Source organism: Enterococcus casseliflavus (assembly GCF_029215545.1).
Taxonomy (GTDB): domain Bacteria; phylum Bacillota; class Bacilli; order Lactobacillales; family Enterococcaceae; genus Enterococcus_D; species Enterococcus_D casseliflavus.
In genome coordinates this window covers 373,486-388,918 of record NZ_CP119393.1, presented here as the reverse complement: position 1 = coordinate 388,918, position 15,433 = coordinate 373,486, and the positions used below count along the sequence as shown (strand labels likewise).

The following is a 15,433-nucleotide window of genomic DNA, read 5'->3' as shown; positions in this document are numbered from 1 at the left end:
ATAGATCCTCCTATTTTTTATTTCCTTTTCCGATCCAGTAACACTGCAATTACGATCACGATCCCTTTAACGATTTGTTGATAAAAACTTGAGACACCCAATAGATTTAGACCATTGTTCAACGTACCAATGATCAATACCCCGATCAACGTGCCAAAAATTCTGCCTCTTCCACCAGATAAGCTCGTACCACCTAAAACGGCTGCTGCAATCGCATCCATCTCATAGGCTTGCCCTGCTGTTGGTTGCGCAGAATTCAACCTAGAAGTGATGATCATGCCACTGATTGAAGCCATCAATCCAGAGATCGAATAAATGATCAGTTTTATCTTATCGATTTTCACACCAGCAATAAAAGCGGCCTTTTCATTGCCACCGATGGCATAGGTTTTTCGTCCGAAGGCGGTGCGATGAAGCAACAAGAACAAAAGAAAGAACACGAGAAACATCAATACGACTGGAAAAGGAATCCCGAAAAGATACCCACGACCAATAAAGCTGAATAGAAAGCTGTCACCTAGTCCAGTGATTGGATTTCCATTGGTGTACACTAAGGTAGCGCCCCGATAGATCGTCATCGTTGCTAAGGTTGCGATAAACGGCGCCATTTTTCCTTTTGAGATCAGTAGTCCATTCAACGCACCAAGGATCGCTCCGCTTAGTAACCCAATCAAAATAGCGACTAAAGGTGACACCCCATTGGCCATCATTCCTGCTGTCAAGGCACTGGAAAGTGCCAAGGTGGACCCTACAGACAAATCAATGCCCCCAGTCAAAATGACAAAGGTCATTCCAAATGCAATAAAGCCATTCGCTGCGACTTGCCGCAAAAGATTCAACAAATTACTGGGTGATAAAAAGCTTGGATTTAAGGCAGTGACAGCAGCCACTAGAGCAATCAAAGCGAGTAAAGGTCCCAATTTACTAATTGATTCCGAGAGTTGTTTTGTTTTCATACCACTTTTTTCCATATTAGTTTCCTCCTGTCGCATACGTCATGATCTTCTCTTGTGTGGCTTCTTGCCGAGAGAGTTCCCCTGATATTTTTCCTTCGTGTAAAACAATGATGCGATCGCTGACACCTAGCACTTCTGGTAGATCACTAGAAACCATCAAAATCGCAATACCACGTTCCGCTAACTCATTCATCAGCTGATAAATCTCTCGTTTGGCACCTACGTCTACTCCGCGTGTCGGTTCATCTAAAATCAATACTTTTGGTCCGACACCGATCCACTTCGCCAAAACCACTTTTTGCTGATTTCCACCAGAAAGCTCGCTGGCTAAATTCTGGGCACTCATCGTTTTGATGCGTAAGCGCTCGATCATTAACGCAACGAAACTGGCTTCAGTCTTGCTATCGACCATGCCTGTTTTGACAAAATTATCAATGCTGGGCAAACTGATATTATCGGTCAGGGAAAAGTCTAAGACCAAGCCTTCCGTTTTCCGATTTTCTGTTAGAAAGCCAAAGCCATTGGCGATTGCCTTTGAAGGCGAAGAGTTTTTCACTTCTTGCCCTTCGACGATTAAGGTACCGCTTTCAATTTCATCTAAACCAAATATTCCTCGCATGACTTCTGTGCGTCCAGCACCCATTAAACCTGAGAACCCAAGGATCTCACCTGCTCTGACTTGAAAATTGATGCCTTGGTAAACTTTAGAAGCTGCTGTTAAATTTTTTACTTCAAAAACGACTTCACCGATCTGCGCTTGTTTTTCTGGATAATAATCAGCTAACTCTCTACCGACCATTTTCTTCACGACCTCATCCATCGTTGTATCCTGCGTCTTTTTCGTATCGATCGATAGACCATCCCGCATCACAGTGATCTTGTCACTTATTTTGAAAATCTCCTCCATTCGGTGAGAGATATAAACGATCGCTACGCCGTTTTCTTTCAAGCGACGAATGATTTGAAACAAATTATTAATTTCCTTATCCGACAAGGCAGCAGTCGGTTCATCCATGATCAACACCTTGGCATCAGTCATCAGCGCTTTCGTGATCTCGATCATTTGCTGTTGCCCGACTGATAGTTCATCCACTTCTTTTTGAAGGGGGATCTGAATCCCTAACTGTTCAAAGACTGCCTGCGCTTTGCTTGCCATTTTCTTCGTATCTAGTAGCCCAAAGGTGGTTTTCAATTCCCGATTCAAGAATAAGTTATCCAATACAGTCATCTGTTCCCAGTTATTCATTTCTTGATGGATAAAGCTCACACCGGCTTGTTCGGCTTCCTTCGGATCGGCGTAGTTCGTTTCTTTGCCATCGATCAAAATCGTCCCTGCATCTTTGGCATGTAACCCAGTTAAAATGTTCATCAACGTTGACTTGCCTGCCCCATTTTCTCCCATTAGGGCATGGATTTCTCCAGGGTACAATGTTAGTGAGACATCTCTTAACACTTGATTCTTCCCAAAGGATTTCTCAATATTGCTCATCTCGACTTGCACATGATTTCCTCCTGTCTCTTTAGAAGATAACGGCTGCTTGTAAAATAATGTTTGAATAGGGTGTCGCTTCCCCTGTTCGAATAATGGCTTTGCTTTCCTTTGTTTCTCCTTTGAATGCCTCATGTGGAACAAAACGAATCGGAACATTCGGGAACGTTTTTTGAATCAATTGCCACTGCTCCGCATTCTCCGTTTTTATTTCCTCTGCTAAAACGATCGCCTCGATTGCCATCTCTTGTTGCATTACTAATAACACCTCTTCAAAACTCGGACTACCTAGTTTTAATGCCAGATCGATTTTTTTCACCCCTGTGGGTACTGGCAACCCCAAGTCCCCGATCGTAAGCTGATCGGTGTGGCCTAAATCCGCCAATAATTTGTCGATCTCACTATTTAATGCCCCATGCTTCTTCATACAATGGACTCTCCTTCATTTCCTTTAATGTAGGCATTCCGCCTTGAGCACCATATCCTTTGACGGAGATTGCTGCTGCTAAGTTGGCAAAGGCAATGGCGTTTTCTAAGGGAACACCTGCTAAAATCCCTACTGCTAATGCACCATTGAAGGTATCACCAGCTCCCGTAGTATCGACCGCAGCAACTGGAAAGGCAGGAACTAAGACCTCCGACTTCCCATTATGGAAAATCGCTCCTTTGGCACCTAGGGTAACGATCAATCGATTAGGGTAGGCTGCTAAAACGTCAGCAAGCTTTTGATTGGGGAAAAGCAACTTAAACTCATGTTCATTAGGGGTCAGATACCCCACCTTAGATAACATACGCGGATTGAGCTTTCTCGCAGGTGCTGGATTATATAAAACAGGGATTTTTGCTTCCCAACACCAGTCGATGATGGCTTCATTGGCTTCTTGGGGAATCTCGTTTTGCAAAATCACTAAATCAGCCTCTGTGATGTTTGCTTTTATTTCGGAAAAGCGAGCTAAATCAAGCGCATTATTGGCACCGGGTATGACAATGATGCTATTGTCATTTTCATGCAAAATGATATGCGCGGCACCAGATGGAAAATGTGTAACGGGTTCCACATTCTCCGTAGAAACGCCGTTCACGTTTAAGTTTTCGACGATTTCATTTCCGAAACGATCGGTTCCTACATGGCCTAGCATTGCTACTTCTGCGCCTAAACGGCTAGCGGCGATGGCTTGGTTTGCTCCTTTGCCGCCAAAATTCGTGTCAAATTTTTCCCCAAAAACCGTTTCTCCTTGATTGGGTTTCACCTTCGTAGTGACTACAAAATCTGTTGCCATACTACCAATGACGATGATCTTATTCAATTGGCGTTCCTCCATTTCTTACTGTCTCTCTTTCTTCTAAATGAACAGGAAGGATGATTTTTTTCTGTTCAATAAATTGATCGTTGATCAATGCAAAGAGCATTTCTGCTCCTTTGTAACCTACTTGATAAGCAGGCTGATGGATCGTCGTCAAGCGTGGCACCACCAATTTACTGATGGGAATATCGTCATAGCCGATCACTTGAAGTTGTTCTGGGATCTTTACGCCATGATGATAAGCCTCTTGCATGATGGCAATCGCATGGGTATCGCTTGGGGCAATCACACTATCGACAGTGGGATGTTCTAAAAAAACTTGTTTCGCTGTCAAGGTCGCATCCTCTAAGAGAAAGGATGTGGATTTCACTAGTGCATAAGGAACTTGTGCTTTTTTCAATGTGTATTCAACACTCAATAAACGATCCCGAGCACGGGTGACAGATTCAGGCCCAGCAATCACGACTACCTTTTTGGGGTCACCTTTTAAGATCGCTTCAGCAGCAAGTTCGCCACCTTGAAGGTCATCCGAATAAACCCCATATTCGACATCTTGATCGATCCGATCCAAGACGACCGTCGGAATATTGCTTTGGGTACGATTTTTATTTTCGACAGCGGAAAGAATCCCCGCCACATTGTTTTGCTCAAACGCACGTAAATATTCATTGGCTTTCTCATTGTCTTCTTGAATGTTGCCAAGGATGACTTGATAGCCTTTTTTTTGTAGAAAGTCTTCGACGCCTTTGGCTACTAGCGGAAAAAACGGGTTGGATATATCAGGAAGTAGCAAACCAATCAATTTTGACTTTTTCTGATACAGTGAACGTGCGACTTCATTGGGGGAATAATTCAATTCATTGATCGCCTGATGGATTTTCTCACGGGCTTTTTCGCTCACATAGCCAGTCCCATTCATGGCTCTTGAAACTGTCGCCACGGAAAGTCCAGCTAAATTGGCGACATCTTTAATTGTTGTCATGTTGCTCCCCTCCTGTGTAACCGATTACACACATATCATAGCCGAACTTTGTGAAAATTGCAAGGAGAAATAAAAAAACTTTTTTCCCTTGGTGTCCCCTTCTCCTAAAAATGCGTTTTTGCTGCATAAATAGCCGCATTTCGAGAAAGCGAGACTTTCTCGAAATGCGGCAAAAGATTTGATGAGCGCAGCGACATATCTTTTATTTCCTAACGGTAAAGCTCATTTTTCAATGAAATAAAACTTCAAAGTGATTGACGCCGTCTTGATCCACCGTCAAACTGATTTGCGCCTGCAGCATTTCTGTGATGGCTTTGGCGATGGCTAAACCTAACCCATAGCCACCGTCTTGATGGTTGCGAGAAGGATCCCCGCGGTAGAAGCGATCAAAGACATAGGGAATTTTTTCTTCTGGGATCGGACAACCACTGTTGGACACTTGCAGCACCGTTTTTCGTTGGCGTTCAACGAGTGCCACTGTGACGGTTTCTCCAGTAGGTGTATATTTCAAGGCATTGTCTACCAAAATCATGGTCAATTGCCGTAAGGCTTGCTCATTGCTTTCAAGGCGCACCTGTTTAGCGATCTGTTCCTGATAGTGGATCCCTTTTTCCAGTGCAATGGCCTCCATGCTTTGATAAACACTTTGCACGACTTGACTGGCATCAATCACCGAACGCACGACTTCTTGCTCGGCACTTTCGAATTTGGTCAGCATCAATAAGCTATTTACTAGCTCATCCATCCGTTCGGAACCTAACTGGATGTTTTCCAGCCATTTCATTTGGCTTTCCAAGGTTTCTTCTGGACTGCCAGCTAATACCTCAGCATTGACTTGAATGATCGCCAATGGTGTTTTCAACTCATGGGAAGCGTTAGAGACAAACTCTTTTTGTTTGCGCCAAGCCAGTTCCACTGGTCGTAAGGCTCGATTGGCGACATAAAAGCTAGCGATATAAATACTGACTAAGGCTAAGACCCCGATGATCAAAAGCGTGGTTCTTAAGTTGCTTAGACTGGTTTTGTAGTCGGTGACGTCAAAGAACAGCACTTGATAAAATGGCTCGTAATTATTGATACTAGTGGAATATTCCCCCGTCGAATCATGATTGATCGAATAATGACTAAAGGAAGTCACCAAAAAGAGCGCATACCGCCAATTTCGGCCATTCACCTTCACTTCGTTAGGGATCTCCCCTTGTTTCGCCGCTGCATCGACCAATGCTTCATAAAGCTCGTTTTGATCGACGCTCTCATCAATACTTTGAATCACGACATCCATTTGATCCACGTCGACTAGAGCGATTTCTCTGAACTCACTGGTACTATTCGTGATGGTCAACATCATTGGATACTCAGGTTCTGTCAGTGATTGCCGTACTTCCTCCTCATCCATAGGTATCGCAGCTAAGGTGTTGGCTTCTTGCGAGATCAATGATTGGATCTCGTTTTCAATTTGGGTGGCATTCAAAATATAGATAAAGGTAAAGGCACCTAAGACAATGATTGAAATCAACGCCATATTGAACCACAGCATTTTATTCCGTAATTTTTTTAACATGGCGGCTCCTTGCTCTGCAAAATATACCCCGCATTGCGGATCGTGCGAATGCCGATATCCGCTTCAAGCAGCGTCAGTTTTTTCCGCAGCAAAGACACATAGATCTCAACGCGGTTTTCTTCCACATCGGGATCAAAGCCCCAAATCTTATTGATGATGGTTTCTTTTGATAAAATCACTTTAGGTCTGGATAAAAATAGCTCCATCAGTTTCATTTCTTTGGGTGACAGCACCACTTGATTGGTCGTCGTAGCCAACTGCAGCTCATTACGCGCCAAGACCACATTGCCAAATGCTAACTGGTCTTCTTGATAATCCAAGTCTTTTCTTCTGCCTAGCGAACGAATCCGTGCCAGCAGCTCTTTCATTTGAAAGGGTTTCGTCAAGTAATCATCTGCCCCTGCATCCAAGCCGAGCACTTTGTCATCAACTTCGCTTTTGGCCGTCAACATAATGATCGGCGTGCGAATATTTTGCTTGCGTAACGTCTTTAGTAATGTGATCCCATCGATTTTTGGCAGCATGATATCCAAAACGAGAAGGTCATACACCCCACTTGCTGCGTAGTCCAACCCAGTCTCGCCATCATACGCCAAATCAACGGAATAATGCTGTTTTTTCAATAAGCTGGCAACCGCTTCTGCGATCGATGGCTCATCTTCTACGAATAAGATCCGCATCGGTCAGTCCCCCTTTTACACTCATCATTTCTTTTTTCAATCACTTTTCGGTCAGCACAATCATTCCTGTAGGATCATTCCAATTGTTCTCCAATAAACCGTTCTGTTGAAACGATCCGCACGTGTTCACTGGATTGATGAATCCACATGTGTAGCAACAATGCTACCATACCGCTTAACAAAAAGACAAACAGCTTTTTCCTAAGGTCTTGAAAATTCTCTTGATGACGCATGGGTTTCCTCCTTTTTGCAGGTCATCGATAAATCCGCTCGGCTATTCTGGATCAGTAGCCGCTGGGGCTGTCTGATTGCCTAAGCTGATATCGAAAGTGATCGTATCTTCTAACGGTAAAAACTGATTGAACTTGCTCATCCCCACGATTGTCCCGTAGGGTTCTGCTGAATTGACATAACGGACTTGATAGCTGATGTTCGCCCCTTTTGAACGGAATTCATCAAAGAAGAGTTTTTGCAGATCCCCTTCAAGGAGCTCGCTTCGACGGTAATCTTTGATATACGGTTGACCTGCTGAATAGACGACTTCAATGCCTTGGTCATCTTTGCTGGTTAAAACGGTCCCGGCGGTCTCACTTTGCGAGATCAATTGTCCGTAAGGCAGACTCTGAGTAAACTGCATCCGCATCCGCACAGTGACCCCCTCAACAGCGGCCTGGGCATCATCTGGTAAAATCGTTGAAAAGTCTGGTACGGTGACCCCTTTCCCTAGAGAAATCGTTACTTGAAACGCATCCCGTTTCGCGATTTTTTCTTTTGGTGCCACGCTTTGTTCAATGACTTTGCCTTCTTCCACAGTATCCGAAGCCTGTTCTTTGATTTCAAGCTCCAGCTCATGGGCTTTCCCCCATGTTTCTACCTCTGCACGGGTTTTATCACGAAAGTCTGGTACTTCAATATCTTTTTCAAAGGTTTCTTCGCCTTTGGAATAAAAGACTCGTCCGACATCTCGACGATGATAGTTTTCTTGCGAGACTTCTTTATTAGTAAATTCTACTCGAATCGGTGCTTTTTCCTCGATCTCATCGTGGTATTCATCGACGATCGTCAAATTGCTGGCTTGATTTTTTTCGATCCACTCTGCTGCCTCGTCCCTCGTCATTTCCATAAAGTCTGGCAATGCCAATTTCTCTTCTGGATCTGGGCCTTGGCTCACCGTTAGATGCAGGGTGCTTCTTTTTCTGACTCGACTTCTGGCGGCTTCTTCTTGGGCGATCACTTGATTGGCTGGGGCTTCATCATAGGCAGGCGTCACATCGATCGCAAGATCATGTTCCGCCGCCCATTCCCTGACTTCTGAGATCTCTTTGTCCACAAAGTTATCCAGTCGGACGTACGCCAATTGGAAAAATAAAAAGCCGCTGAGTATAAGTAACCCGAGTAACGCACCCATCCCCAGCAGTCGTTTTTTCCGCCGTTTCTTTTTGAAGGAGGGATCGTATTCGATCCCCTCTTCTAAAGAAGCTGAACCTTTTTCTTTGCGGGAAGCCCGGGAAGAAGGTGCTTTAGCTGTAGCTGATTCCTTGTCTGGCTCTTTCGGTTCTTCTTCAAACTTCGATAAAAAATCACTCATAGGCCGTCAACTCACCTTTTTTCAAATAAAATGTCTGATCCGACTGCTTGGCAATTTCAGTCGAATGGGTCACTACGATGATGCACTTGTTGTGTAAAGTAGCTAAATCTTTAAAAATATCCACGATTTCTTGCTCCATGCCTTCATCCAAATTTCCCGTCGGCTCATCAGCTAAAATGATATCAACATTGGTCGCCAAGGCACGAGCGATGGCGACCCGCTGTTGTTCCCCCCCGGAGAGCTGATTGACGAAACGATCGGCTTTCGTGGAGGTGATTCCGATATAATCCAGCAAGCGATACGCAATTTGATCGTGTTGATCGGGGAGCTTGTTGTCTGAGATCGCCATCGAAACAAGGACATTTTCTAATGCCGTCAAATAAGGGATCAAGTTGTAACTTTGAAAAATCAAACTGATCTTGTTGCGGCGATACTCTTCATAGCCGATCGTTTTGATATTTTTTCCTTCAAAAAATACTTCCCCATCGGTTGGTTGATCCAATGCACTGATCAAGGAAAGAAAGGTGGTCTTTCCAGAGCCTGATTTCCCTAAAATCGTGTAAAATTTACCTTTTTCAAAGGAGATATTGGTTTTATCTAAAATCTTCCGACGATTCTCACCATCTTGGTAGTAATACGTCATCTCTTTGGTTTCTAAAATTGCCATGTTCTTCGCTCCTTACAGCATGATTTTTTTCGGATTCAAACGTAAAATATACAACAGCGGCACCACTGCCGAAAGCAAGATCGTCAAGATCCCGGTCGCTAAAAAGGCAATGATATAAGACAGGGTGTATTGAACGCGAAACGCTTCGTTGATCGTTGCTTGATCGATTTTCGGTACACCCACAAAGAATTGCTCCACCCCTGCTTGATTTGCCTCTAGCATACTACTGGATAACAAAGATTCAGAAACCATCTTGCCCAGCATATTCCCTGTGACCAAGGAGATCAACATTGCACTGACACCAATCAACAGGAGTTCGAGCACGATCTGTGCAAACACGTATTTCCGTCGTTCTCCTAACGAAAGGTAGATACCTAACTCATATTTACGATCGCGGGTAAACAGCACAATGATCAAGGAGATAATAATCAAGGAAGCAATCACCGCAATCACTACGACATATGATGAAATCTGTGATAAGCGATTCATGCTGGTCCCCACACGGTCATACTCATCCGTAGAGGCATTGACCTTATAGCCATTTGGCAAGAGCGGTGTCACCTCTTGTTTGAATTGCTCTGCATCTTCTGGTTGGTTCAAAATGAATTGTGGAGTGAAGAACTCCTCATCAGAACCGAAATCTGTCGCTGGAAACGCCGCTTGCTGTCCCGCACATTCCTCTTCAACAATCGTTTTCACGGCATCATTCGGCATATAGATACGATTGAAGGGCCGATCATCAAATGCAAACGAGCTGGCCATGCCATCTTGTCCTTGATTATTTGCTTTTTCTAAGCTGGTATTTTTAAATATCCCGACGATTTCGATGGAGTAATCATTGCCTTTTTGCTTTTCAGGGTCCATCCCTGACGAATAATCGACAAACTGACCATCTAAGACCATAGTGTCTCCCACGGTCAAGCCGTTTTCCTGAGCCATCTCTTCCGATATCAAGCCCACACGTTTTCCGGTACGCTGTTCCTCTTCAGTAAAAAAGCGTCCCTGTGTTAAATCCACCGTATCTTCTTCAAAATCCAACGGCTTTAAGAGATTGGTTCCTGTTAAATAAACCCAAGGAGATATTCCTCCGACAATCATGACATTGTCGTCGTCCTCTTCAGGACTGAAACGATAAGGTTTGAAGTTTTCAACAGCAATCGCTGTTTCTCGTAAATAGTCATACTGTTTGACTTCGGACCGTTCACCGATCTGCTTGATCAGGTCCTCTGACAGCGGCTGAATCTCCTCCATACTCGCACCACCATCACTATTTGCCAACTTTTCATAATCGATCTCAATCGTGGCCAGTGAGCCTAATTGATTTTTGATCTGCTTTTCGACATTTTGAGTCGATTGATTGACCGCAATTGCGCCAGCGATCACATTTCCTAATATCAGAATAACAGCAAACAATATCGCAGATTTCCCTCGCTTTCTCGTCACACTCAGCCATGCTCGTTTCATATAATTCACTTGCCAACATCCTCTCTTTTTTTCTCTAACAAAAGCATACTGGATGAACCTTTAGTGAATCTGTCATTTGCGAATTTTTTCAAAAAAAGCAGAATCCTAGGGAACGTTTGATAAAAAAGACTGTTGTTTCAATGATCGACTCCAGCAATCATCAGAATGTGAATGACAAAAGAACATACCTCCCAAAAGATTTCTTTGGGAGGCTTTGCTATAGTTAACAAAAAAAGACAAAGACCACATCTGGGTCTTTGCCTTTTCACAATCCTATTCGTCAATTTTCTCATTTAATTCGCTGTTACGATAGCCATATACAAAATAGATCGCGATTCCGATCACTAAGGAGATCCCAAAAACGATCCAGGTCGCCGTTTGCAGACGGGTCATCAAGAAGAGACAGCTGGCAACGGACAACAAAGGCAATAACGGTACCAGGGGTACTTTAAATTCACCTTTAGCAGGTGGCCCCATCATCTTCCGCAGCTTGATGATCCCTAAGGACATTAAGATCATATACGACAATGCCGCAATGTTGGTCAATTCTGCCAAGATATTCAACGGGAAAGCTGCCGCAAAGAAGAAAGCAAAAACACCAGCGATGTAGGTCGCTTTCTTTGGTGTTTTATGCTTAGGATCGATGGCTTGCATGGCTTTTGGCAATAACCCATCTTTACTGATGGCATATAACAGACGCGCCAAAGAGTACATCATAGCGATCGTCACTGTTAATAAGGTCAAGATCGCCCCTACGGAAATGATTGATCCGACCACTCCATGACCGACATAACGCATCGCAAAAGCCACCGGATCATTGACTCCTAATTCAGCAAACGGCACGATTCCCGTCATGATCAGTGTGACAATGATATAAAGGACTGTTGCGATCGCAATGGACCCAATGATCCCCCGAGGGACATTTTTCTTTGCATCTTCAACTTCTTCCGCCGCCATTGCGACGGCATCAAAGCCAAGAAAAGCAAAGAAGACTAACGCTGCACCATTAAAGACGCCTGAAAAACCAAAGGGCATAAAGGGCTGCCAGTTGTCTGGTTCCACGAAAAAGGCACCAAAGACGATAAACAAGAGGATCACGCCGAATTTCACCCATACCATGGCATTATTCAAACGTAACGCTTTTTTCGCTTCTTGGCTGACCCATAAGGTTACAAAAATAATGACTAAACCAGCAATCAGATCAATGTAGGTCCCCTTGCTTGGATCATAACCGCCCGTCAAAGCGGTTGGTAAATGGATATCCGCACTGGCCAAGAAGCCTTGCACATAGCCTGACCAGCCAGATGCCACCGAAGAAACGGCCAATAAGAACTCGCAAATCAAAAACCAGCCTGCCAGCCACGCGGTAAATTCACCAAAAACGACATACAGATACGAATAGGCGCCCCCTAAAACAGGGATCCGAGAAGCAAATTCCGCAAAAGAAAGCCCTGATAACACAACAACGATACCAGCTACAACAAAGGAAAGAATCAATGCCGGTCCGGCATACTCAGCAGAAGCAGTCCCTGTAACAACAAAGATACCTGTGCCGATAATGGCGCCGATCCCCAACATAATCAAATCTTTTAACTTCAACTCTTTTTTTAAATTCGTCACACTTTCCCGTTGTATGACTTTTTTTCGAAATAAATCCATAACTCCTCCTCAAAAATATACGTTTATGTTGCTTTCATATACCCCAGCAAAACACCACCGATAATCACCAGCAGACAACCAATCACCACATAACGCAGTTCTTTCTTGGTTTTCTTTTCGCCGAGAATAAAAATCCCGCCTAGCGTTGAAATGATGATCCCCATCTGCGACAATGAGAAGCCCACCGCGAGTCCGACTTGCTGAACCGTGATCAGCATGCAGACATTTCCGATGCCCCATAACAACCCTGACAAAGTATTTTTCCCTACAAAACGGTCGACCTTCGTCTTCCTTAAAGCAAATAGGCTGGCACCGATCAGCATCCCGACACTTTGTGGCAAAATGATCGCCAAGGGATCCAATCCTGCCCAAGTAATCAAAATCGTATAGGCGCCGTAACCGATCGTTGATGAAATCAATGCCCGAAATCCTTTAGGAAAATCAAGCATCTTGCTGCCAGCTTCTACCGGACTTTCGCCATCTTGACGAGCGGTCAGATACGCCCCGATCACCAACAAGATCAATGCGCTAACACCTAGTGCATAATCGCGGGTCTGTGTCCATTCTGCAAAAAACAATGCACCTGCGACTGTATTTAAAATCAGCTGCATGCCGGTTGAAAGCGGCAGTCCAACAGACACACCTAAATATTTCATGCCATGGAATTGACCGTTTTGACCGACGGACCAAAAAAGACCAGACAAAAGACCGATCAAAATCACCTTTCCATCAATCACTGGCATCGTCACAAAAAATACGACCAGCGAAAAGAAAAAGGCACCAATCGTCATTCCTAGCGTTTGCTGGTTCGCATCCCCGCCAAGTTTGGCACTTACTAAACCAATGCTGCCCCACGCAAACATTGGTACTAATGCAACGAGTATCTCCATTTCATTCATCCTTACCATTCAATTTTAAACACAGGCTTTAGTGTATCAGTGAAAACGTTCTAGGGACAAGTGATTTTTGTCAAAAAACACAAAAAGATACTCGAAAAAAAGCAGATTAGCGTTTTTCCTCATAATAACTCAACAACGGAAAGAACAGCGTCATGGTGGTTCCTTTTCCAACTGTCGACGAAGCCGTTAGCTCGATGCCTAATTCCATCGCTAAACTTTTCGCTAAAAAGAGCCCCAATCCCGTCGAGTGGGTGTCCGTTTGGCGCCCATTTTCGCCCGTAAAGCCTTTATCAAAGATGCGCCGCATATCTTCTTTAGGAATGCCGATCCCACTATCTTGCAAGTGGAGATAGGTCCCTTGGGCATCTTTTTCGATCCGAATCGTCAGCTGCCCATTTTGTGGTGTGTACTTCACGGCATTGCTGACCAGCTGTCGAAAGATAAAGCCGAGCCATTTTTCATCGGTCAACACTTGCTGATCCTCGCCTTCAAAGGCATAGTGCAGGTTCTTTTGGATAAAATAATTGGCCTGACTGCGTAAAACTGGCTGGATGACGGCTTTCAATGAAATTTCTTGGACCAGATAATCTTTTGAAAAGCTGTCTAAGCGGGCGACGTATAAGACTTGCTCGACGTATTCGTTCATGCGGTTCAATTCATTTTCTAGTAAGATGAATTTTTCATCGGGAATATCAAATTCGATCGAATGCAAAAGCAATCGTGATGCAGCTAAAGGGACTTTGATCTCATGGACCCACGAATCGATGTATTCCTTTTGTTCTTCTTGATTGCTGACGACTTGCTGCATCAATTCTTGGTGCTCTCGGATCAACTGATTGATGTAGGATTCGATCCGTTCTTCTTCCGCCGAGCGTGCTCCTTGCAAGTAGTTTTGCAGCAAGCTGTCTCCAGGCTTGGGAGTGATTTTTTGCCAAAAACGCCGCTTGGATAAGTAGCTGACTGCTAAAAAGAACACCATCAAGACACTTTGCATTAAAAAGAGATAGCCGACTGTGCCCCAATCCATCGGGGAATGAGGAGTCAGCCAAAAAACTAAGACCGTCAACACGAAAAAGACTAGCCAACCGATAAACAGCAGCCAACGATCTTTCAAAAAACTGCGCAAAACTCGCCACTTTGTCATGGTACGATATACCCTTGACCAACCTTGGTCTCAATGTAGCCGTTCATCCCCGCTTGTTCGATTTTTCGTCGCAAACGATTGATATTGACCGTCAAGGTATTGTCGTCTACAAATCGCTCGTCATCCCATAAGGCCCGCAAGAGTTTTTCCCGACTTAAAATCTTGCCGTGATTTTTCATCAAAATATACAGCAGGCGGTATTCATTTTTGCTAAGATCGATGCTTTCGCCATTGATGTACATGCTGCTATTGTCGATATTGAGGGTCAAACCGTTATGCACTAACGTTTCACTGCTACTTTCTACATAGTTGTAGGAACGGCGCAGCAGCGCATTGATTTTTGCAATCAGAACGTCAATCTCAAAAGGTTTTGTCACAAAATCGTCCGCTCCCATATTCATGGCCATGATCATATCCATATTGGTATTGCGGCTAGAAATAAAAATGATTGGTACTTTGGAAGCTTCGCGGATTTTTTGACACCAATAGTAGCCATCAAAAACCGGCAAGTTGATATCCAGTAAAATCAGTTGGGGCTCTTGTTCTTCAAAGTCAGTCAACACTTGATGGAAATCCGTCGTGCCAAAGGTCTCAAACTGCCATTTTTCTAGTTCTTCGATAATCAGTTGGCGAATCACCGCTTCATCTTCTACTACCATTATTTTTGCCATATCCGTGAATTCCCTCACTTTGTGTAATTTTCTCCTCTTTACTTTATCAAATATCAAAAACGAATGCGAACATTAATCGCCGTTTTTAGCAAACCCTAAAAAACCTCGCCACTGACGGTAGAAGCCAGTGGCGAGGCAAAGCAAAAATGTCTATTGGGTTATTCGATGATCTCTACCGTCTCGATCAGTAATTTACCGATAAACAATAAGATTCCATCGAAAAAAAGCACACTCATGTTGACACCTAATAACATCGATAACCGTTCAACGACATCGATTTTTGGTCGTTTGTTCAAGTAACGAAACAAGAAAAAATTCACACCATACGTCACTGCCATGATCAGCAGCATCAAGATCACCATTTTAGTT

At 44.0% G+C, this 15,433-nt stretch carries 16 protein-coding genes; all 16 read right to left on the bottom strand.

Features of this window, described 5'->3' with window-relative positions; translation table 11 throughout:
* Positions 1-17 precede the first annotated feature (17 nt).
* The 16 genes from P0G38_RS01910 to P0G38_RS01835 all read right to left on the bottom strand — a co-directional run bounded on the left by P0G38_RS01910 (position 18) and on the right by P0G38_RS01835 (position 15,426).
* Entirely contained in the window at positions 18-971 is a 954-nt protein-coding gene (locus P0G38_RS01910) for an ABC transporter permease (protein ID WP_275853887.1), read from the bottom strand.
* A 1-nt stretch (position 972) separates the two neighbouring features.
* Positions 973-2,457, bottom strand: coding sequence for a sugar ABC transporter ATP-binding protein (locus tag P0G38_RS01905; protein WP_060792555.1), 1,485 nt, complete (start codon positions 2,455-2,457; stop codon positions 973-975).
* A 19-nt stretch (positions 2,458-2,476) separates the two neighbouring features.
* Positions 2,477-2,872: a D-ribose pyranase gene (gene rbsD / locus P0G38_RS01900; RefSeq protein ID WP_275853884.1), complete on the bottom strand. Its 396-nt coding sequence runs from the start codon at positions 2,870-2,872 to the stop codon at positions 2,477-2,479.
* Complete coding sequence (rbsK, locus tag P0G38_RS01895; protein WP_181409218.1) at positions 2,847-3,752, bottom strand: ribokinase; 906 nt, start codon at positions 3,750-3,752, stop codon at positions 2,847-2,849. The genes rbsD and rbsK overlap by 26 nt, the downstream gene beginning before the upstream one ends.
* On the bottom strand, positions 3,745-4,731 hold the full coding sequence (locus tag P0G38_RS01890; RefSeq protein WP_167827318.1) for a LacI family DNA-binding transcriptional regulator: 987 nt from the start codon (positions 4,729-4,731) through the stop codon (positions 3,745-3,747). Before P0G38_RS01890 ends, rbsK begins: the two co-directional genes overlap by 8 nt.
* A 229-nt stretch (positions 4,732-4,960) precedes the next feature.
* Positions 4,961-6,292 carry a sensor histidine kinase gene (locus P0G38_RS01885; protein ID WP_275853880.1) on the bottom strand — a complete coding sequence of 444 codons (1,332 nt, stop codon included), beginning with the start codon at positions 6,290-6,292 and terminating at the stop codon, positions 4,961-4,963.
* Positions 6,286-6,972, bottom strand: coding sequence for a response regulator transcription factor (locus P0G38_RS01880; RefSeq protein WP_074934044.1), 687 nt, complete (start codon positions 6,970-6,972; stop codon positions 6,286-6,288). Before P0G38_RS01880 ends, P0G38_RS01885 begins: the two co-directional genes overlap by 7 nt.
* Before the next feature lie 74 nt (positions 6,973-7,046).
* Positions 7,047-7,205: a hypothetical protein gene (locus P0G38_RS01875; RefSeq protein WP_005233508.1), complete on the bottom strand. Its 159-nt coding sequence runs from the start codon at positions 7,203-7,205 to the stop codon at positions 7,047-7,049.
* 41 nt (positions 7,206-7,246) lie between these two features.
* The gene (locus P0G38_RS01870) at positions 7,247-8,560 is read right to left on the bottom strand and encodes a PASTA domain-containing protein (protein WP_194193493.1); all 1,314 of its coding nucleotides are present in this window, start codon (positions 8,558-8,560) and stop codon (positions 7,247-7,249) included.
* A complete protein-coding gene (locus tag P0G38_RS01865; protein WP_016609985.1) occupies positions 8,553-9,227 on the bottom strand; it encodes an ABC transporter ATP-binding protein in 675 nt (224 codons plus the stop codon). Before P0G38_RS01865 ends, P0G38_RS01870 begins: the two co-directional genes overlap by 8 nt.
* A gap of 12 nt (positions 9,228-9,239) precedes the next feature.
* Positions 9,240-10,691, bottom strand: a complete 1,452-nt coding sequence (locus tag P0G38_RS01860) for an ABC transporter permease (protein ID WP_275855206.1) — start codon at positions 10,689-10,691, stop codon at positions 9,240-9,242.
* Positions 10,692-10,964: 273 nt separating this feature from the next.
* A complete protein-coding gene (locus tag P0G38_RS01855) occupies positions 10,965-12,350 on the bottom strand; it encodes an APC family permease (RefSeq protein ID WP_081116932.1) in 1,386 nt (461 codons plus the stop codon).
* Positions 12,351-12,373: 23 nt separating this feature from the next.
* Positions 12,374-13,240: a GRP family sugar transporter gene (locus tag P0G38_RS01850; RefSeq protein WP_015510464.1), complete on the bottom strand. Its 867-nt coding sequence runs from the start codon at positions 13,238-13,240 to the stop codon at positions 12,374-12,376.
* A 115-nt stretch (positions 13,241-13,355) separates the two neighbouring features.
* A complete protein-coding gene (gene sapS, locus P0G38_RS01845) occupies positions 13,356-14,393 on the bottom strand; it encodes a two-component system sensor histidine kinase SapS (RefSeq protein WP_275853873.1) in 1,038 nt (345 codons plus the stop codon).
* On the bottom strand, positions 14,390-15,064 hold the full coding sequence (sapR, locus tag P0G38_RS01840; protein ID WP_005227794.1) for a two-component system response regulator SapR: 675 nt from the start codon (positions 15,062-15,064) through the stop codon (positions 14,390-14,392). The genes sapS and sapR overlap by 4 nt, the downstream gene beginning before the upstream one ends.
* A gap of 158 nt (positions 15,065-15,222) precedes the next feature.
* Positions 15,223-15,426: a hypothetical protein gene (locus P0G38_RS01835; RefSeq protein WP_005227790.1), complete on the bottom strand. Its 204-nt coding sequence runs from the start codon at positions 15,424-15,426 to the stop codon at positions 15,223-15,225.
* Positions 15,427-15,433 lie beyond the last annotated feature (7 nt).

What these genes read in the sequence shown, in the direction of transcription:
- P0G38_RS01870 (WP_194193493.1), bottom strand. Translation starts at nt 8,560, where the DNA reads ATGAGTGATTTTTTATCGAAGTTTGAAGAAGAACCGAAAGAGCCAGAC.
- P0G38_RS01890 (WP_167827318.1), bottom strand. Translation starts at nt 4,731, where the DNA reads ATGACAACAATTAAAGATGTCGCCAATTTAGCTGGACTTTCCGTGGCG.
- P0G38_RS01855 (WP_081116932.1), bottom strand. Translation starts at nt 12,350, where the DNA reads ATGGATTTATTTCGAAAAAAAGTCATACAACGGGAAAGTGTGACGAAT.
- P0G38_RS01885 (WP_275853880.1), bottom strand. Translation starts at nt 6,292, where the DNA reads ATGTTAAAAAAATTACGGAATAAAATGCTGTGGTTCAATATGGCGTTG.
- P0G38_RS01835 (WP_005227790.1), bottom strand. Translation starts at nt 15,426, where the DNA reads ATGGTGATCTTGATGCTGCTGATCATGGCAGTGACGTATGGTGTGAAT.
- rbsD (WP_275853884.1), bottom strand. Translation starts at nt 2,872, where the DNA reads ATGAAGAAGCATGGGGCATTAAATAGTGAGATCGACAAATTATTGGCG.
- P0G38_RS01850 (WP_015510464.1), bottom strand. Translation starts at nt 13,240, where the DNA reads ATGGAGATACTCGTTGCATTAGTACCAATGTTTGCGTGGGGCAGCATT.
- P0G38_RS01910 (WP_275853887.1), bottom strand. Translation starts at nt 971, where the DNA reads ATGGAAAAAAGTGGTATGAAAACAAAACAACTCTCGGAATCAATTAGT.
- P0G38_RS01865 (WP_016609985.1), bottom strand. Translation starts at nt 9,227, where the DNA reads ATGGCAATTTTAGAAACCAAAGAGATGACGTATTACTACCAAGATGGT.
- P0G38_RS01880 (WP_074934044.1), bottom strand. Translation starts at nt 6,972, where the DNA reads ATGCGGATCTTATTCGTAGAAGATGAGCCATCGATCGCAGAAGCGGTT.
- P0G38_RS01860 (WP_275855206.1), bottom strand. Translation starts at nt 10,691, where the DNA reads ATGAAACGAGCATGGCTGAGTGTGACGAGAAAGCGAGGGAAATCTGCG.
- P0G38_RS01875 (WP_005233508.1), bottom strand. Translation starts at nt 7,205, where the DNA reads ATGCGTCATCAAGAGAATTTTCAAGACCTTAGGAAAAAGCTGTTTGTC.
- sapR (WP_005227794.1), bottom strand. Translation starts at nt 15,064, where the DNA reads ATGGCAAAAATAATGGTAGTAGAAGATGAAGCGGTGATTCGCCAACTG.
- sapS (WP_275853873.1), bottom strand. Translation starts at nt 14,393, where the DNA reads ATGACAAAGTGGCGAGTTTTGCGCAGTTTTTTGAAAGATCGTTGGCTG.